Below are 17,216 nucleotides of genomic sequence, written 5' to 3'. Positions count from 1 at the left end.
CGGGATCGATTTTATGCCAATCGGCTGTCGCACGGCGTCCTTTGAGATGGAATACCAACAGGAGGGATGAGAGTTCCCTTTTCCGACCGCAAGAGCGCCGGTTCGGCATCGCCTGCATGCGGTTCCGCGGCTATCCTCCCACAAGAATCCGCACTTGCTATGACGAGCCTCTTGACGGAATGTTATCGATAACATAGCCTCTTCTCACCTGAACTTTGGGAGGAGCAGGATGGATCACGGAAAGCTGCTCGAATTTTGCGACATCACCAAAGAGTTTGGTGGGACGCGCGCATTGTCGAATGTTTCGCTGGATCTGAAGCCAGGGGAAATTCTGGCACTTCTCGGTGAGAACGGCGCGGGAAAGTCGACCCTCATCAAGACGCTGGCGGGCATCTACGAGCCGGATGGCGGACAGATCCTGTTCCGCGGCAAGCCATACCATCATCGTCCGCCGCGGCCAAATCAGCGCCAGCCGATCGCCTTCATCCATCAGGATCTCGGATTGATCGAATGGATGACTGTCGGTGAAAATGTCGGTCTTGCGCAGGGCTATTCATTGCGGGGCAAGCTGATCGACTGGCGCGCAACTGATCGCCGCACGGCGGAAGCCTTGAAGCTTGTGGGATGCGATTTCGATCCGTCGACGCGCATCCAGGAGCTGACCAGAACCGAAAAGTCCCTGGTGGCGATTGCTCGCGCCTTGGCCGTCGAGGCTGATGTTCTCGTTCTCGACGAACCGACGGCGAGCTTGCCGGCCGATGAAGTCGAGAAGCTGTTTGCCGCCATCCGCCCGCTCAAGGAGCGCGGCGTTGCGATGATCTATGTCTCGCACAGGCTGGATGAAATCTTCAGGATCGCCGACCGTGTCGCCGTGCTTCGTGACGGCCAACTGGTCGGGCAAAAGCCGGTTTCCAACACGTCGCCGGATGAGCTGATCCGAATGATTGTCGGGCGCAAGGCAGACCAGCTCTTCGTCAAGGCCGACCAGACCGCCGGCCCTGCCATTGTCTCTGTAAAAGGTCTTAGCTGCCGCGGCGCCGGCCCCGTGTCCTTCGATATTCGCCAAGGAGAGCTCCTTGGTCTTGTCGGACTGAGAGGCGCCGGTCAGGAATTGATCGGGCGCGCCCTCTTCGGCTGTGAACCCTCCAGCGGAACGGTCCTCCTGAACGGTGCGAGCCCCGATCTTTCCAGCCCGGTCGCAGCCATGGCCTCGGGTATCGGGCTGATCGCCAGGGACCGAACCGAAGAGTCCGTCGCCATGTCCCTCAGCCTGAGGGAAAATACCTTCCTCAATCCCGGTGCATCCGGGAGAGGCATGATGTCCTTCCTGCCGCCGCAGCGCGAGGCCGAAATGGCCTACACGCTCGGCAGCCGCGTCGGCCTTAGGCCCAACGATCAGAACCTGGCGATCGAAGCCTTGTCCGGCGGCAATCAACAGAAAGTGGTCGTCGGCCGGTGGCTTGCGACCGGCCGGAAGCTGTTGATCGCCGAAGACCCGACAGCCGGCGTGGATGTCGGCGCCAAGGCGGACATCTACAAGCTGATCGCAGAAGCCGTGGAAGACGGGCTGGCTGTGCTCGTGGTCTCCACGGACTTCGAAGAAATCGCTCATATTTGCCATCGCGCCCTGGTGTTCTCACGCGGCCAAATCGTGCGGGAACTGAGTGGCGCCGACTTAACAACGCCGGCGGTCATCGCCGCAGCATCCGCATCCGAAGCGGCCTGAATCAGGGAGGAACCTCATGCAATCGATCGAATCCAATGCGCTCGAACCCACCAGCGCCGAGCTGGCGGGAATGAGCTTTGGCCAGAAAATCCAGCGCCTCCTGCCGGTCTATGGCCTCGTGATCCTCACTGCCTTTCTGATCCTGCTGTTTTCCATTCTGCTGCCGCAGACCTTTCCGACGCTGCTCAACCTGCGTTCGATCATCTCGGACAAGACGATCATCGCCATTCTGTCGCTGGCTGCGATGATCCCGATGGCGGCAGGACGCATCGACCTGACGATCGGTTACGGCATCGTGCTCTGGCACGTTCTGGCAATCAGCTTGCAGACAATGTTCGGCCTGCCCTGGCCTGTCGCTGTCCTGATCGTCATCCTGCTCGGCGCTTTGACCGGCTTCCTCAATGGGCTGCTGGTGGAAATCGCCAAGATCGACAGCTTCATCGCGACGCTCGGCACAGGAACGGTGCTCTACGCCATTGCTTTGTGGCACACCGGCGGACGACAGGTGGTCGGCATGCTCCCGCAGGGCTTTTATGCACTGAACGGCACGATGGTCTTCGGGCTACCGATCACCGGAATCTATGTGCTCGGCCTCGCCTTTGTCATGTGGATCGTGCTCGAATATCTGCCGATCGGCCGGTACATCTATGCCATCGGCGCCAATCCGAAGGCGGCCGCCTTGAACGGTATCCCCGTCCGCCGCTTCGTGATCGGCGCCTTCGTGACGTCGGGCACGCTCGCTGCCATCGCCGGCGTATTGCTCGCTTCCAAGCTGCGCATCGGCCAAGCCAGCGTCGGATTGGAATATCTTTTGCCGGCACTCGTCGGCGCTTTCCTCGGGTCCACGACCATCAAACCCGGCCGCGTCAATGTCTGGGGCACCATGATCGGCGTCATCATTCTGGCCGTCGGCATTGCCGGTATCCAGCAGTTCGGGGGCTCATTTTATGTGGAGCCGCTTTTCAACGGTGTGACCCTGCTCGTCGCCATCGGGATCGCCGGCTATGCGCAGCGTCGCCGCAGCCATGCCGGACGAATGGCTCCGGCACAAAAACCGCAGTTATCGGCCAAGGCGACCGACAACTGAAAATAATCTTGACTTAACTTTCAAAGGGAGGAGACGAAATGAAACGCAGATTTTTCCTGCAGGCAACCACTGGCCTATTGATCTTGTGTGCAGGCCAGGCCTATGCCGATCCGATGGCGGATGCGAAAGCCGTCGTCGAGAAATATGCAACGCCGGTCACCAAATGGGACGGCCCGACCACGGGCCCGAAGGCACAGGCCGGCAAGACCATCGTCGTATTGGCTGGTGACCTCAAGAATGGCGGCATTCTCGGCGTCAGCAACGGCGTCGAAGAAGCGGCAAAGGCCATCGGCTGGCAGGTTAAGGTTCTCGATGGCGCAGGCTCCATCGGCGGACGCACGGCGGCCTTCGGTCAGGCGATAGCGCTGCAGCCCGCCGGCATCATCATCGATGGCTTCGATGCCGTCGAACAGGCCCCTGCCTTGGAACAGGCAAAGGCCGCCAAGATCCCGTTGGTCGCCTGGCATGCCGGTCCGGTCATCGGTCCCGATGACAAGAATGGCCTCTTCGCCAATGTCAGCACCGATGCGATGGAAGTCTCGAAAGCGGCGGCCGACTGGGCCTTTGTCGATGCCAAGGGCAAGCCGGGCGTCATCATCTTCACGGACTCTACCTATGCGATCGCCATCGCCAAGGCGGACAAGATGAAGCAGGAGATCGAACGACTTGGCGGCAAGGTGCTCGAATATGTCGATACCCCGATCGCCGAGACATCCCAGCGTATGCCGCAGCTCACCACCTCGCTCCTGCAAAAATATGGTGATAGCTGGACCCATTCGCTCGCGATCAACGACCTCTATTTCGACTTCATGGGCCCGTCGCTCGCCTCCGCCGGCAAGAGCGGCACCGATGCGCCGATCAATGTCGCCGCCGGCGACGGATCGCAATCGGCCTATGAGCGCATCCGCGCCGGTCAATTCCAGAAGGTCACGGTGGCAGAACCGCTCAACCTCCAGGGTTGGCAACTTGTCGATGAACTCAATCGCGCCTTTTCCGGCGAAAAATGGTCCGGGTACCTCTCGCCGCTGCATGTGGTAACGGCAGACAACATTCAGTCCGATGGCGGCCCGAAGAACACGTTTGATCCGGATAACGGCTACAAAGACCAGTACAAGAAGATTTGGGGCAAATAATCTCTTCTTGAACCCGAGAATGGCGCGGCCTTCGGGCCGCGCTCAGCCCGTCGACAAACTACGGCGTCGGCAGCGAAACAACGGCTCTGATAGGACCAGAGTTTCCAATCCTTTGACGATCTCAGCCTTCGATGAAAATGAGTGCCGGTGTTTCAAGTAGTGTGCGGACGCGTTGCACGAAGGTCGCCGCATCCCACCCGTCAACGATGCGATGATCGAAGCTGGACGAGAGGTTCATCATCTTGCGCGGTACGAACTGCGCGCCGTCCCATGCCGGCCGCGTGGCGATCTTGTTGACACCGATAATCGCCACCTCCGGATGATTGATAATGGGCGTGGAGACGATGCCGCCGAGCGCCCCAAGCGAACTGATGGTGATGGTCGAGCCGGAGAGCTCTTCACGTGTTGCAGTGCCGGATCGCGCCGCCTCCGCCAGCCGGTTCATCTCAGCCGCGCAATCCCAAATGTCACGCGCTTCGGCATGCCGCACGACAGGCACGGTCAAACCGCCCGGCGTCTGTGTTGCGATACCCATATGGACCGCGCCATAGCGTGTGATGATGCCTGCATCGTCATCAAAGGTGGCATTGACATTGGGCTGGTCGGAAATGGCCTTCACAACCGCCTGCACCAGGAAAGGCAGAACCGTCAGTTTCGGATGGTCCGCCTTGCGGTCAGCGTTCATGATGGCGCGCAACTCCTCGAGCGAGGTCATGTCCACCTCCTCCACATAGGTGATGTGAGGAATGCGCGAGGCGGAAAGCGCCATCTTCTCGGCGATCCGACGACGCAGACCGGACAATTTGACCTGTTCGTTCGCGGCCTTCTTGGCAAAGCCGCCCCTTGATATCGTGGGAGAGGCTCCGAGGTTCAAAAATTGCTCGATATCCTCGCGCAGGATACGGCCGCCTGGTCCCGTCCCTTGAACTTGTGCGAGATCGACACCGCTTTCCTTGGCGAAGAGCCGCACCGGGGGAGCGGCAAGCGGCTTTTCGGACTGCGGCGTCACAGAAACCGACGCTGTTGGAGTCAGCGTGGAAATCTCCGCCTTCGTCACTTCGGCAGGCGCATCAGAGATCTCGCCGAACCGATCTTCGCCGCGATCTCCACTCGTCTCGATCCGTACCAACGGGGCCTTCACCGCGATACGCTTTCCGACCTCGCCGGCAAGCCAAGTGACAATACCGTTGACGGGAGACGGGATTTCTACGGTGGCTTTGTCTGTCATGACCGCGGCGATCACCATGTCCTCGCGAACGGGATCTCCTACTTTCACGTACCACTCCACGAGCTCGGCCTCTGCCACTCCCTCCCCCACATCAGGCATCTCGATGACAAATTCGCTCATATCTCAGGCCCCCATGACTTCGGTAAGCGCCTGCCCGAGGCGGCCAGGACCCGGGAAGTAATCCCACTCCTGCGCATGCGGATAAGGCGTATCCCAGCCGGCAACGCGCACGACCGGCGCCTCCAGATGATAAAAGCAATATTCCTGCACCAGCGCGACGACCTCAGCCCCGAAGCCTGACGTCAGCGTTGCCTCATGCACGACGACACAGCGTCCGGTCTTCCGGACCGAATTGATGATCGTATCCAGATCAAGGGGCAGCAAGCTCCTGAGATCGATCACTTCGGCATCGATGCCGGCATCTTCGGCCGCGGCGAGCGCCACATGCACCATCGTGCCATAGGCGATGACGGTGACTGCCGAGCCTTCGCGCCGGATCTCGGCCTTGCCGATCGGGATCGTGTAATGGCCTTCGGGCACCTCTCCGAGATCATGTTTAGACCAGGGCGTCACCGGCCGCTCATGATGGCCGTCGAAGGGACCGTTATAGAGCCGCTTCGGCTCCAGGAACATCACGGGATCTGGATCTTCGATCGCAGCAATCAGCAGGCCTTTTGCGTCATAGGGGTTGGATGGCACGATCACCTTCAGCCCGCAGACATGGGTGAAAAGCGCCTCCGGGCTCTGGCTGTGCGTCTGACCGCCGAAGATACCGCCACCTGTCGGCATGCGCACGACAATCGGACAGGTAAAATCACCGTTGGAACGGTAGCGGATGCGCGCCGCCTCCTGTGTCAACTGGTCATAGGCGGGATACATGTAATCGGCGAACTGGATCTCGACACAGGGCTTCAGCCCATAGGCGGCCATGCCGATCGCCGTGCCGACGATTCCCGATTCGCTTATCGGCGTGTCGAAACAGCGCGTTTTGCCGTATTTTGCCTGAAGTCCCTGCGTGCATCGGAAAACACCGCCGAAATAGCCCACATCCTCGCCGAAAACGACGACATTGTCGTCCTGCGCCATCGAGACATCCATGGCGCTGCGCACGGCCTCGATCATCGTCATCCTGGCCATTCTCAATACCCCGCCTTCTGCCGCTGGCGGCGGATGTGCGGCGGCATCTCGGCATAGACGCCCTCGAATATGTCACGCACTGAAGGTTTGCCGCCGGCACGCAGCGTGCCGTGCTGCTCTGCCTGGCGCTGCGCCTCGATCACTTCGTCCATGATTTCAGCTTCCGCCTGAACATGCCTCTCCTCAGACCATGTGCCCCTGACGATCAGATGTTTCTTCAGTCTCAGCACGGGATCACCAAGTGGCCAGGCCTCCGATTCCGTCTTGGGACGATAGGCATTCGGATCGTCCGAGGTCGAATGCGCCCCGGCGCGATAGGTCACGTATTCGATCAGTGTCGGCCCGAGATTGCGCCGCGCGCGCTCGGCCGCCCAGCAGGCAACAGCATGGACGGCGAGATAGTCGTTTCCATCGACTCGCAGCGCCGGAATGCCGAAGCCAAGGCCCCGGGCGGCGAATGTGCCGGAGCCGCCGCGCGCAATTCCCTGGAAGGTGGAGATCGCCCACTGATTGTTGACGATGTTGAGGATGACAGGCGCCTTATAGGTCGAGGCGAAGACGAGCGCTGAATGGAAATCCGATTCCGCCGTCGAGCCATCGCCGATCCAGCCCGCTGCAATGCGGCTGTCATTCTTGATTGCCGAGGCCATGGCCCAGCCCACTGCCTGCACGTACTGAGTTGCGAGGTTGCCGGAAATGGTGAAGAATCCGTGCTCCTTGGAGGAATACATGATCGGTAGCTGCCGCCCATGCAGGGGATCACTCTCGTTCGAATAGATCTGATTCATCATCTCGACCACCGGATAATCGTCCGCAATCAGAAGGCCCGCTTGACGATAGGTCGGGAAATTCATGTCTCCCTTCCTGAGCGCCTTGCGAAAGGCACAACTGACAGCTTCTTCGCCGAGATGCTGCATATAGAAGGACGTCTTGCCTTGCCGCTGAGCCATCAGCATGCGGGCGTCGAATGCGCGCAGCTTCATCATGTTGCGAAGGCCGGTCAGCAACTCCGCATCTGAGAGCGTACCAGCCCAGGGACCGACCGCCTCGCCCTCGCGGTTCAGCACGCGGATGATGGAATAGGCAAGATCGCGGATCTCCTCAGATGCGACATCCACCTCCGGCCGCGGCACGGAACCGGCTTTAGCGATGTTGACGTTGGAAAAATCAGGCTCATCGCCTGGGCGGACGGCGGGTTCAGGGACGTGTAGGGCTAAATGAGAAGAATCCAGCATGTCTATTTTTTCCTCCTCTATCGGCCTTACTCCTCTCCTCCAGGAGCAGGATCGCATGTGGTTCTCACAAATTACGGGCGATCACCATGCGCTGCACGTCGCTCGTTCCCTCATAGATTTGACAGATACGCACATCGCGATAGATGCGCTCGACCGGGTAATCGGCCATGTAGCCATAACCGCCATGTATCTGGATCGCGTCGGAGCAGACGCGCTCCGCCATTTCCGAGGCAAAGAGCTTCGCCATCGAGGCTTCCGACAGGCAGGGCAACCCGGCATCCCTCAAGGTGGCGGCGTGAAACACGAGCTGGCGGGCCGCCTCAATCTGCGCCGCCATGTCGGCAAGGCGGAATGCAACGGCCTGATGCTCGATGATCGGCTTTCCGAAGGCCGTGCGCTCGCGAGCGTAGTCGCGCGCCGCCTCGAAGGCAGCCCGCGCCATGCCAACGGCCTGCGCTGCGATGCCGATCCGGCCGCCCTCGAGATTGGCGAGTGCGATACGGTAGCCCTCGCCCTCCGCACCGAGCCTCAATTCGATCGGAATGCGCATGCCGTTGAAGGCGACCTGGCAGGTATCCGAAGAATGCAGCCCGAGCTTTTTCTCAACGCGGATTACCTCATAGCCTGCCATATCCGTCGGCACGATGAAGGCAGTGATGCCCTTCTTGCCGGCGTCAGGATCGGTCACAGCAAAGACGATGATAACATGGCCGTTCTTGCCCGAGGTGATGAATTGCTTGGCGCCATCAAGCACATAGTGGTCGCCCTCACGCCGCGCACGGGTTTTCAGGTTCGAGGCATCAGAGCCAGCCTGCGGCTCGGTGAGCGCAAAGCCGCCAATCCATTCGCCGCTCGCAAGTTTCTGCAGGAAGCGCTGTCGTTGCTCCTCAGTGCCGAATTTCAGGATCGGCACGCAGCCGACCGAGCTATGCACGCTCATGATCGTTGAGCACGATCCGTCACCTGCGGCAATTTCCTCAAGTGCCATGGCATAGGCGACAACACCAGCATCCGACCCACCATAGGCTTCCGGCACCAGCATGCCGAGCAGACCGAGTTCGCCCATCTCCTTCAGTTCTTCGCGCGGAAAGAGATGCTCTCGGTCCCGCTTGGCTGCGCCTGGCGCCAAGCGTTCGCGGGCAAAGTCGCGGGCAAGATCGCGGATTTGCTGTTGGAGTTCGGAAAAGATCATCGGTTCCTTCCCTTTTTGCTCGCGCTGCTCGATTGCGGCGGTCGTGGCCTCTTGTAACCACCACGAGCCCTATCAAGGAGATAGGGCGCATTCGCTGCGCTTTCCATGCCACCTGTCGCGGCAACTGAGGGGCGCGCAATCAGGTCATGAGCCATGATGGTTGTTTGGTTTCGCGAGCCGAGTACTTTTGTTGGCGGTCGTGGCGCTGGTCGGTTGCGTTTTGCGAGAAGGGCGCTCACGCCGGTGCCCAGTCAGAAACCTGATCCTGTGCAGTCGTTATGCGGCAACTCCAACACGTTCGAAACAAGCGCACAGCGGCGGTATGCTCTTTTACTGGCGCCGTGAATTGAATCTTCACGCATTGATTGTGACAATTTGAACGGATACAGGCACTTGTCGTCCCGTTCTTTGCTGATTTTAATGGCGCCTTATCTGATGAATCTTAAAGCCAAACGGTGCTCACCCTCTGGCTCACACGACAAGTCAGCAACGCAAAGACACGATCAGCCCGATTGATTTTAAAGAATTTAATATGCCGTTGCGTGCTCTTAAAACACATCTGATCGACACCATACTCCCGGTTTGGCTCAAATTAGCTTTCGATGGCGACGCGGCCCAGTTTGTAGAAGCGTTGGTCCTCGATGGATCTCAGACGGGCAGCACGGTGGTGCGAACTCGGACCGCTGCGCGTCAGATTTATGTGTTCGCACATGCTTACTGTCAAAATGCTGCGCCCAGAGAGGCATTGGATAAAGCGCAAATTGCATTCGATAGCTTAAGAAGTATCTGTTGGATTCCTGGCGAACGGCCAGGATTTGCCCGCTCATACGATCGGAAAGCCTCTCGCGTGGTGGATCCGGAGATAGATCTTTATGATCAGTCTTGCGTTCTTCTCGCACTTGCGTGGCTGTTCAAGGCGACCGGAAACAACCTCTATAAATCGATTGCGGATGAGACACTGGCCGCGATCGACACAACGCTCGCAGCAGATTTCGGTGGTTGGGCAGAGACCGCAAGCGGTGATTTGCCGCGCCGGCAGAATCCCCATATGCACTTTTTCGAAGCATGTCTTGCGTTGTGGGAGACCGACGGATCCCACGGTTATGTCACGCGCGCCCACGACATTTTCGCACTATTTCAAACACATTTTTACGATCCGAAATGTGGGCTGCTCCGAGAGTTTTTTGGCCCCGCATGGGAAATCTCAAACGAATATGGCTCAGATCGAATTGAGCCCGGCCACATGGCAGAGTGGGTTTGGCTAATTCGGAAATATGAAAAGCTAGCGAAGGGAAACTATGCGCAGCTTTGCTCAGATCTCCTCGCGGCATCTCAGCGTTGTCGCAATGGATCGACCGTCCCGTTTATTCTCGACGAGGTTTTCGATGACGGGCGCATTTCTAAAAATTCGCGGCGCCTGTGGCCGCAGACTGAGTTGCTCAAAGCTTATATCGCTGAATACGTCGCGCAAAATGATCCGATCAATTTGACGAATGCGCGCGAACTGGCGGCACAGATTATGACAGAATATCTAAGCCATCCTCCATACGGTATGTGGAGAGACTGTTTCGACGGCGCTGGCAATTTTATCGCGACCTCGATACCAGGCAGCTCCCTCTATCATCTCTGGACACTCGTCGCCGATCTCGACCTCGAAGGTATGGAAATTGAGCGAACGAATAAAGGCTCTGTCGTCCAAACGACACTGGCCATGCCGAGGGTTGCGAGCATGTAAAATGGACTGTGAACACAGACCGAACGGGATCAGCCAATCTCTATCGGCTGCTGTCGCGCACAATGAGTTCGGGCGAGATCCTGACATCAATGCCCTGCTTTCCATCAAGGATATCGAGGATCAATGCCGCGGTCTTTTCGCCGATTTCGCGCGCGAAGGCATTGATCGTGGTCAATGTGGGCACGCAGACTTCGCCGATTTCGTAATTGCCGAAGCCGCCGATCGCAAAACGCTCCGGCACGGGTACGCCCAAGCGACGACACTCGGTCAGAGCGCCGTAGGCCGCAAGGTCCGACACGCAGACGATAGCTTCGGTGTCCGGATAGATCTCGATCAGCTTTGCCATCGCATTCGCCCCTTCCCGCATGGAGATGGGCGGCAGTCCGGCGGCGATCAGGCGCGATGCATCCAGCCCGTGTACTTGCATTGCCGCAGCAAAGCCAATCCGCCGTTCGCTACCGCGCGTATCCCGCCCGACATCGCCACCGATGAAGGCGATGCGGCGGTAGCCGGCGCGGACGAAGTGATCCACCATGTCGCGAACCGCATTGGCGTTGGAAAATCCGACGTAATGGTCGATCGGCTCGGCGGGAATGTCCCAGGTCTCGATCACCGGGATATTGACCGTCTCCAACAAACGACGGCCGCGTTCCGTATGCTTGCCGCCGGTCACGACGATCGCCTGCGGCTTGCGGCGCAAGAGCTGCTCGATAAGCCGCTCCTCCTCCTGCGTGTTGTAATTGGTGTAGCCCAACAGGATCTGCATGTCGCGCGTGGCCAGCGTATCCGAAAGCCCACCGACGGTATCGGCGAAATTGGCGTTGTTGATGGAAGGGATAGTCACCGCGACGAAACCGGACTTCTGCGAGCGCAGGTTTGAGGCCGTACTGTCGAAAACGTAGCCGAGATCTTCGGCAGCCCGGAGGATGGCCTCTCTCCTCTCCTTGCTGATCAGGCTGTCGGCCTTAAAGGCACGCGACACCGTCATCGGGGAAACTCCCGTGACGCGGGCTACGTCTGCCATGGTCGGCGGTTTGCGAGTGTTGCTCATCTATGGCCTATGTTATCGTTACCATAGAGTAATATGCCTTCACTCAAAATGGCAAGAGGCACCCTTGGCCATCCTGAAATGAAAATGCGGAGCTTTCCGGCTCCGCACCCAGTATCGTCAAGGCAAAATGAGGTCAGAGCACGAATTCGTGGGCAACCGTGACGTGGTGATGAATGCGCCCTTCAAAGAACCGGGATAGCACCGCCTCCGTCGCCGCGCGGGCTTCGGCACGAACCGGGCTCGCAAGCGCGGCTTCGACTGCAGCCATATCCGGATAATTGACGGCAAGAATCATCGGATATTCCGGTGCACCTTCGTCTCTGGCTTGCGCGAAAGACACGCGCACATCCAGAGCACCTGGAAATTGCTTCCATTTCGGCAGGATGGTCTCGATGACTGCGTCGCGAAATGCGTCGGCCTCGCCGTCCTTAACCTTGCCTTCGAATAGTGCATATCGGGTAATCATTCGGCGATCTCCTTGTTCGGCCCCTTGAAAAATTCCATCAATGCCGCCTGGTCCTCGCCGCCGAGGCCGGCTGCCGTCAGCATGCGGTGTATTTCAGCGCAGACAGCCGTCAGCGGCATGGCAGTGTTGGTGCGTCGGGCGAGATCCTGCGCACCGTTCAGATCCTTGACCATGTTGTCGATGCGGCCTGTCCGGCGGTAGTCCTTGGCGACGTAACGCGGCATGTATTCCTGGAGAATGGCGCTATCGGCGCGTCCCCCTTTCAATGCCTGCGGGATCTTGGCGGCATCGACGCCGGCGTCGAGCGCCAGTTGGGTCGCTTCCGCAACGGCGAGAAAGTTCAGCGCGCAGAGCACCTGGTTGATCAGTTTCGTGGTCTGGCCCGCACCGGGCGGGCCCATATGGGTATAGTTCGAGGCGACGTGACGAAGCACCTGATGCGCATCCTTGACGTCTTCTTCGAGGCCGCCGGCCATCAGCGTCAATTGGCCGATCAGAGCCTTCGGCGCACCACCGGACAGCGGGCTATCCACCCAGCGCAGGCCTTTTTCCTGAGCATCCGCGGCCAGCTCCTTTGTTGCCTCGGGATCAATGGAGGACATGTCGATGATCAGCGTTCCGGGCCTGGCGCTTTCGGCGACGCCGCCGGGGCCGAATACCGCGGCACGCACGATGCGCGGCGAGTTCAGGCTGAGAATGACATAGTCCGACACGGAGGCGGCAAGGGCGGCACTTGCGGCAGCATAGGCGCCCTTTGCCGTCAGCGCGGCCACCTTTTCGGTGTCAAGATCGAAGACCGTCAGATGGTTCCCCGTCTCCACAAGGCGCGCACCGATGGCTCCGCCCATCGCGCCTGCGCCGATCAGCGCAACTTTGCTGCTCATAGCTCTTCCTCCTCCAGCGCGGCGATAATAGCCGCTATGACCGTATCAAACGGTTGATCGATATCGACGGTGACTGCCTGCTCACCCGGCCCAGGCGGCTCAAGCGCAGCGAACTGGCTCTCGAGCAAGGCGGCCGGCATGAAATGTCCCTGCCGCAGTTGCAGGCGAGCCGCAATCACTTCTCTTTTGCCGGCAAGATGAATGAAGCGCACCGGCCCATCGACGGCGGCACGGATCGTGTCACGATAAATCTGCTTCAGCGCCGAACACCCGATCAGCACCGGTTCCTCTGCCTGCGCGAGGCATTCCCCGACGCTGTTCAGCCAGGGCCATCGGTCCGCGTCGGTGAGCGGCACGCCCGCACTCATCTTGGCAACGTTCGCCGCCGGATGAAGGTCGTCGCCATCGATATAGATGCCCGACAGATGATAGGCGAGCGCCGCGCCGACTGATGATTTGCCGCAGCCGGAAACGCCCATGATGACGAACCGGCGCGGCCGCATCGCTTTAGAGTGAAGCTGTGATGCCGCCATCAACATAAAGCACATGTCCGTTGACAAAAGAGGATGCATCGGAGGCGAGAAAGATGCAGGCGCCGACCAGCTCTTCGACGCGACCCCAGCGCCCGGCCGGCGTGCGCTTCTCAAGCCATGCGGAGAAATCGGCATCGGCGACCAGCGCCGCATTCAATGGCGTGTCGAAATAGCCTGGCGCAATGGCATTGCATTGCAGTCCGTATTTCGCCCAATCCGTCGCCATACCCTTGGTGAGATTGCCGACTGCGCCTTTGGTTGCCGTATAGGGTGCGATCGAGGGTCGTGCCAGTGCCGTCTGGACGCTGGCAATGTTGATGATCTTGCCGGCGCCACGCTTGATCATGTGACGAGCAACGGCCTGACCGACGTTGAAAACGCTCGATATGTTGGTTCGAAGAAGTCGTTCGAATGCGTCGGCAGGAAAATCTTCCAAGGGCGTGCGGAACTGCATGCCCGCATTGTTGACCAATATGTCGATGGCACCGGTTTTGGCTTCGAAATCATCGATCGCGTGACGAGCAGCCTCATGGTCCGTCGCGTCGAACGGCAATATCCGAGCTATGCCGTCAAACTGAGCCGCAGCTTTCGTTAGCTTTTCCACATCGCGGCCATTGAGCACCAACTCGGCGCCCGCGGCCGCCAGTCCTTGGGCAAGAGCCAAGCCGATGCCTTGCGACGAACCCGTCACAAGCGCGCGCCGTCCTTTTAGATCGAAGAGGCCAAGAGACACGATTTCCTCCTTTTGCATCTCGACAAATGCCGATATCCCTGTTTATGTTATCGATAACATTCGATGTCAAGGCCAGTATAAGGGAGGAAACGAAAAGATGGAAAAGCCGGCTATCCTGCAGGTGGGTCCCTATCCGCAATGGGATCAGGAGCCCCTCGATGCGGCATTTCGCGTCCATCGCTATTTCGAAGCCGCGGACAAAGCTGCGCTTCTAACGGAGGTCGGGCCATCCATAAGAGCAATCGCCACGCGCGGCGAACTCGGCGCTAACAGCGCCATGATCCAAGCCTGCCCAAACCTGGAACTGATCTCAGTCTACGGCGTCGGCTTCGACGCGGTCGATCTTAACACCTGCCGGGAACGAGGCATTCGCGTGACCAATACGCCCGACGTATTGACCAACGATGTGGCCGATCTGGGAGTTGCCATGATGCTCTGCCAATCGCGCGGCATGCTCGGCGCCGAGACATGGGTGCGAGACGGAAGCTGGGGCAGCAAGGGCCTTTATCCGTTGAAGCGGCGCGTGTGGGGACGGCGGGCCGGCGTTCTCGGCCTTGGCCGGATCGGCTTCGAAGTCGCCAAACGACTGAAAGGCTTTGACATGAAGATCGCCTACTCCGATGTCGAGGCAAAACCTTATGCAAGCGACATGGAGTTCGTGAGCGATCCGGTCAGACTTGCAGAGCAATCCGATTTTCTGTTCGTAACGCTGGCGGCCTCGGCCGTGACGCGCCATATCGTTGGACGCGATGTTATCGAGGCGCTCGGACCGGAAGGCATGCTGATCAACATATCGCGCGCATCGAACATCGATGAGGAAGCCTTGCTGGACGCGCTCGAAGCGCGCAAGCTTGGATCGGCGGCACTCGATGTCTTCGAAGGCGAACCGAAGCTCAATCCGCGTTTTCTGGTGCTGGACAATGTGCTTCTGCAGCCCCACCATGCTTCCGGCACGATCGAGACGCGCAAGGCCATGGGCCAGCTCGTCCGCGATAATCTGACCGCCCATTTTGCCGGCCAGCCGCTGCCCACCCCCGTTCTTTGAGGAGAAAGACATGAAGGCCATCGTCGCTCACGCCGCCAAGGATCTGCGGATCGAGGAGTATCCGGACGAAGAGCCGGGTGCGGGCGAGGTCAAGCTGCGGCTCGCCACGGGCGGTATCTGCGGCAGCGACCTGCACTATTACAACCACGGCGGCTTCGGCGCCGTTCGCCTGAAGCAGCCGATGATCCTGGGACACGAGGTCAGTGCAACGGTTACGACCCTCGGCGCCGGCGTTCAGGGGCTCGAAGTCGGCCAGCTCGTCGCCGTCTCGCCGTCGCGCCCCTGCCGGACCTGCCGCTATTGCCAACAAGGCCTGCACAATCAGTGCCTGAACATGCGCTTCTATGGCAGCGCCATGCCTTTTCCGCATATTCAAGGCGCATTCCGCGAAACGCTGGTTGCCGATGCCATTCAATGCGTCCCCGCCGACGGGCTGACGACCGGTGAAGCGGCTATGGCCGAACCGCTGGCCGTCACCCTGCACGCGACGAAGCGCGCCGGCGAGATGCTGGGCAAACGGGTTCTCGTCACCGGCTGCGGACCGATCGGTGTCTTGTCTATCCTGGCCGCCCGACGTTCCGGTGCTGCGGAAATCGTCGCGACCGATCTATCGGATTTCACGCTCTCGGTTGCCAAGCAAGCGGGCGCGGACAGGGTCATCAACACCAAGGAAGAACCAGAAGCGCTTGCCGCCTATTCGGCAGACAAGGGAACTTTCGACATCCTCTATGAATGCTCGGGGGCGGCCGTTGCTCTTGCCAGTGGCATTGCGGCGCTGAGACCGCGCGGGATCATCGTGCAACTGGGTCTCGGCGGCGACATGACATTGCCGATGCAGACTATTACCGCCAAGGAACTGGATCTGCGCGGCTCATTCCGCTTCCATGAGGAATTTGCCGTCGGCGTGGAGCTGATGCGCAAGCGCCTGATCGACGTCAAGCCGCTAATCACCCATTCCGTGCCGCTTGTCGACGCGATCGGCGCTTTCGACATCGCCTCTGATCGCAGCCGAGCCATGAAGGCGCAGATCGTCTTCTCCTGAGGCACGACTTCAGGGGCGACGTCGTACAAGGGCAAGATGAAGGGTAAAATATGTCGTTCTTCGAGATCATGGATCCGGCTTTCGGTAAGTTCGTCCTCGGCAATGCTCCCGTCAAACCAATTGCCAGCGGATTTGATTGGGTCGAGGGGCCTGTCTGGTTCGGCGACCTCAATTGCCTTCTCTTTTCTGACATCCCTAACAATCGCATCATGCGCTGGATCCCAGGTGTCGGCACCAGCGTCTTTCGCGAACCGTCGAACTTTGCGAATGGGCATACCCGTGATCGGCAGGGTCGTCTGGTAAGCTGCGAACACGGCAGCCGGAGCGTGACCCGCACGGAATTTGACGGTTCGATCACCGTCATTGCAGACCGCTATCAAGGCAAGCGGCTGAATTCGCCGAACGATGTCATCGTGGCTTCCGATGGCGCCATCTGGTTCACGGACCCGCATTACGGCATCGCCACGGACTACGAAGGATACAAAAGCGAGCAGGAACTGCCTTGTAACGTCTATCGCGTCGATCCTTCAGGATCGATTTCAGCCGTGCTTACCGATTTTAATTGTCCGAACGGACTGGCGTTCAGCCCGGATGAAAAGAAGTTTTATGTTGCAGACACCGGCCGCATGCACAGTGATGATCCACGCCATATCCGCGTCTTCGACGTTGCGGAAAACTGGCATCTGACCGGCGGCGATGTCTTTCATCAGATCTCGCCGGGTTGCGCCGACGGAATGCGGCTGGACAGCGACGGCAACCTTTGGTCCTCGGCGGGCGACGGCGTCCATTGCATCGCTCCCGACGGACATTTGATGGGTAAGCTATTGGTTCCAGAGACGGTTTCCAATCTTTGCTTCGGCGGACGCGGCAGACACAAGCTCTTCATCACGGCAACCACGAGCGTTTACGCGGTTTCCCTGAACAGATGCGGAGCGCTTTGATCGAGAAACTCGAGAAGACTTCCGACCAGGCAAGGTCGAAATTTCAGC

16 protein-coding genes and 1 pseudogene are annotated in these 17,216 nt (G+C 59.3%); 7 read left to right on the top strand and 10 right to left on the bottom strand.

The window, feature by feature from the left end; all coding sequences use genetic code 11:
• The first annotated feature begins 229 nt into the window (after positions 1–229).
• Genes K290_RS0123425 through K290_RS0123415 form a run of 3 tightly spaced genes read left to right on the top strand, consistent with a single transcriptional unit; the run spans position 230 to position 3,946 of the window.
• The gene (locus K290_RS0123425; protein WP_028754107.1) at positions 230–1,726 is read left to right on the top strand and encodes a sugar ABC transporter ATP-binding protein; all 1,497 of its coding nucleotides are present in this window, start codon (positions 230–232) and stop codon (positions 1,724–1,726) included.
• 16 nt (positions 1,727–1,742) lie between these two features.
• Entirely contained in the window at positions 1,743–2,813 is a 1,071-nt protein-coding gene (locus K290_RS0123420; RefSeq protein ID WP_028754106.1) for an ABC transporter permease, read from the top strand.
• A gap of 38 nt (positions 2,814–2,851) precedes the next feature.
• Positions 2,852–3,946 carry an ABC transporter substrate-binding protein gene (locus K290_RS0123415; RefSeq protein ID WP_028754105.1) on the top strand — a complete coding sequence of 365 codons (1,095 nt, stop codon included), beginning with the start codon at positions 2,852–2,854 and terminating at the stop codon, positions 3,944–3,946.
• Positions 3,947–4,067: 121 nt separating this feature from the next.
• Here K290_RS0123415 and K290_RS0123410 read toward each other — a convergent pair whose 3' ends face one another.
• The 5 genes and pseudogenes from K290_RS0123410 to K290_RS38455 all read right to left on the bottom strand — a co-directional run.
• Positions 4,068–5,294: a dihydrolipoamide acetyltransferase family protein gene (locus K290_RS0123410; protein WP_028754104.1), complete on the bottom strand. Its 1,227-nt coding sequence runs from the start codon at positions 5,292–5,294 to the stop codon at positions 4,068–4,070.
• A 3-nt stretch (positions 5,295–5,297) separates the two neighbouring features.
• Positions 5,298–6,311: an alpha-ketoacid dehydrogenase subunit beta gene (locus K290_RS0123405; protein ID WP_028754103.1), complete on the bottom strand. Its 1,014-nt coding sequence runs from the start codon at positions 6,309–6,311 to the stop codon at positions 5,298–5,300.
• A 2-nt stretch (positions 6,312–6,313) separates the two neighbouring features.
• The gene (locus K290_RS0123400) at positions 6,314–7,546 is read right to left on the bottom strand and encodes a thiamine pyrophosphate-dependent enzyme (protein WP_028754102.1); all 1,233 of its coding nucleotides are present in this window, start codon (positions 7,544–7,546) and stop codon (positions 6,314–6,316) included.
• Positions 7,547–7,610: 64 nt separating this feature from the next.
• Positions 7,611–8,738, bottom strand: a complete 1,128-nt coding sequence (locus K290_RS0123395; RefSeq protein ID WP_028754101.1) for an acyl-CoA dehydrogenase family protein — start codon at positions 8,736–8,738, stop codon at positions 7,611–7,613.
• 50 nt (positions 8,739–8,788) lie between these two features.
• Positions 8,789–8,926 (bottom strand): annotated as a pseudogene (locus K290_RS38455) (acetyl-CoA C-acetyltransferase); the annotation flags it as partial.
• Between the two features lie 344 nt (positions 8,927–9,270).
• On the opposite strand from K290_RS38455, the gene K290_RS34810 reads away from it, so the two are divergent.
• Complete coding sequence (locus K290_RS34810; protein WP_081670413.1) at positions 9,271–10,473, top strand: AGE family epimerase/isomerase; 1,203 nt, start codon at positions 9,271–9,273, stop codon at positions 10,471–10,473.
• Positions 10,474–10,513: 40 nt separating this feature from the next.
• Here K290_RS34810 and K290_RS0123385 read toward each other — a convergent pair whose 3' ends face one another.
• The 5 genes from K290_RS0123385 to K290_RS0123365 all read right to left on the bottom strand — a co-directional run bounded on the left by K290_RS0123385 (position 10,514) and on the right by K290_RS0123365 (position 14,140).
• Entirely contained in the window at positions 10,514–11,524 is a 1,011-nt protein-coding gene (locus tag K290_RS0123385) for a LacI family DNA-binding transcriptional regulator (protein ID WP_028754100.1), read from the bottom strand.
• Between the two features lie 133 nt (positions 11,525–11,657).
• Positions 11,658–11,990: a hypothetical protein gene (locus K290_RS0123380; RefSeq protein ID WP_028754099.1), complete on the bottom strand. Its 333-nt coding sequence runs from the start codon at positions 11,988–11,990 to the stop codon at positions 11,658–11,660.
• The gene (locus tag K290_RS0123375; protein WP_028754098.1) at positions 11,987–12,874 is read right to left on the bottom strand and encodes an NAD(P)-dependent oxidoreductase; all 888 of its coding nucleotides are present in this window, start codon (positions 12,872–12,874) and stop codon (positions 11,987–11,989) included. Before K290_RS0123375 ends, K290_RS0123380 begins: the two co-directional genes overlap by 4 nt.
• Positions 12,871–13,407 carry a gluconokinase gene (locus tag K290_RS0123370; protein WP_081670423.1) on the bottom strand — a complete coding sequence of 179 codons (537 nt, stop codon included), beginning with the start codon at positions 13,405–13,407 and terminating at the stop codon, positions 12,871–12,873. Before K290_RS0123370 ends, K290_RS0123375 begins: the two co-directional genes overlap by 4 nt.
• Positions 13,382–14,140 (bottom strand): SDR family oxidoreductase, encoded by a 759-nt coding sequence (locus K290_RS0123365; RefSeq protein ID WP_028754096.1) that lies wholly within the window; start codon positions 14,138–14,140, stop codon positions 13,382–13,384. The genes K290_RS0123370 and K290_RS0123365 overlap by 26 nt, the downstream gene beginning before the upstream one ends.
• Positions 14,141–14,237: 97 nt before the next feature.
• On the opposite strand from K290_RS0123365, the gene K290_RS0123360 reads away from it, so the two are divergent.
• Genes K290_RS0123360 through K290_RS0123350 form a run of 3 tightly spaced genes read left to right on the top strand, consistent with a single transcriptional unit; the run spans position 14,238 to position 17,168 of the window.
• Positions 14,238–15,185: a 2-hydroxyacid dehydrogenase gene (locus K290_RS0123360; protein ID WP_028754095.1), complete on the top strand. Its 948-nt coding sequence runs from the start codon at positions 14,238–14,240 to the stop codon at positions 15,183–15,185.
• 10 nt (positions 15,186–15,195) lie between these two features.
• Positions 15,196–16,227: an L-idonate 5-dehydrogenase gene (locus tag K290_RS0123355; RefSeq protein ID WP_028754094.1), complete on the top strand. Its 1,032-nt coding sequence runs from the start codon at positions 15,196–15,198 to the stop codon at positions 16,225–16,227.
• 50 nt (positions 16,228–16,277) lie between these two features.
• Positions 16,278–17,168: an SMP-30/gluconolactonase/LRE family protein gene (locus tag K290_RS0123350; RefSeq protein ID WP_028754093.1), complete on the top strand. Its 891-nt coding sequence runs from the start codon at positions 16,278–16,280 to the stop codon at positions 17,166–17,168.
• Positions 17,169–17,216: the final 48 nt, after the last annotated feature.

The organism is Rhizobium leucaenae USDA 9039 (genome assembly GCF_000426285.1).
GTDB classification, from domain to species: Bacteria; Pseudomonadota; Alphaproteobacteria; order Rhizobiales; family Rhizobiaceae; genus Rhizobium; species Rhizobium leucaenae.
The sequence above is the reverse complement of the archived record's forward strand: the minus strand, read 5'-3'. Positions and strand labels throughout refer to the sequence as shown.

Excerpts from the sequence above, each read along its gene's own strand:
- K290_RS0123410 (WP_028754104.1), bottom strand. The coding sequence starts at position 5,294 with ATGAGCGAATTTGTCATCGAGATGCCTGATGTGGGGGAGGGAGTGGCA.
- K290_RS0123415 (WP_028754105.1), top strand. The coding sequence starts at position 2,852 with ATGAAACGCAGATTTTTCCTGCAGGCAACCACTGGCCTATTGATCTTG.
- K290_RS0123375 (WP_028754098.1), bottom strand. The coding sequence starts at position 12,874 with ATGAGCAGCAAAGTTGCGCTGATCGGCGCAGGCGCGATGGGCGGAGCC.
- K290_RS34810 (WP_081670413.1), top strand. The coding sequence starts at position 9,271 with ATGCCGTTGCGTGCTCTTAAAACACATCTGATCGACACCATACTCCCG.
- K290_RS0123355 (WP_028754094.1), top strand. The coding sequence starts at position 15,196 with ATGAAGGCCATCGTCGCTCACGCCGCCAAGGATCTGCGGATCGAGGAG.
- K290_RS0123350 (WP_028754093.1), top strand. The coding sequence starts at position 16,278 with ATGTCGTTCTTCGAGATCATGGATCCGGCTTTCGGTAAGTTCGTCCTC.
- K290_RS0123400 (WP_028754102.1), bottom strand. The coding sequence starts at position 7,546 with ATGCTGGATTCTTCTCATTTAGCCCTACACGTCCCTGAACCCGCCGTC.
- K290_RS0123370 (WP_081670423.1), bottom strand. The coding sequence starts at position 13,407 with ATGGCGGCATCACAGCTTCACTCTAAAGCGATGCGGCCGCGCCGGTTC.
- K290_RS0123395 (WP_028754101.1), bottom strand. The coding sequence starts at position 8,738 with ATGATCTTTTCCGAACTCCAACAGCAAATCCGCGATCTTGCCCGCGAC.
- K290_RS0123380 (WP_028754099.1), bottom strand. The coding sequence starts at position 11,990 with ATGATTACCCGATATGCACTATTCGAAGGCAAGGTTAAGGACGGCGAG.
- K290_RS0123420 (WP_028754106.1), top strand. The coding sequence starts at position 1,743 with ATGCAATCGATCGAATCCAATGCGCTCGAACCCACCAGCGCCGAGCTG.
- K290_RS0123360 (WP_028754095.1), top strand. The coding sequence starts at position 14,238 with ATGGAAAAGCCGGCTATCCTGCAGGTGGGTCCCTATCCGCAATGGGAT.
- K290_RS0123385 (WP_028754100.1), bottom strand. The coding sequence starts at position 11,524 with ATGAGCAACACTCGCAAACCGCCGACCATGGCAGACGTAGCCCGCGTC.
- K290_RS0123405 (WP_028754103.1), bottom strand. The coding sequence starts at position 6,311 with ATGGCCAGGATGACGATGATCGAGGCCGTGCGCAGCGCCATGGATGTC.
- K290_RS0123425 (WP_028754107.1), top strand. The coding sequence starts at position 230 with ATGGATCACGGAAAGCTGCTCGAATTTTGCGACATCACCAAAGAGTTT.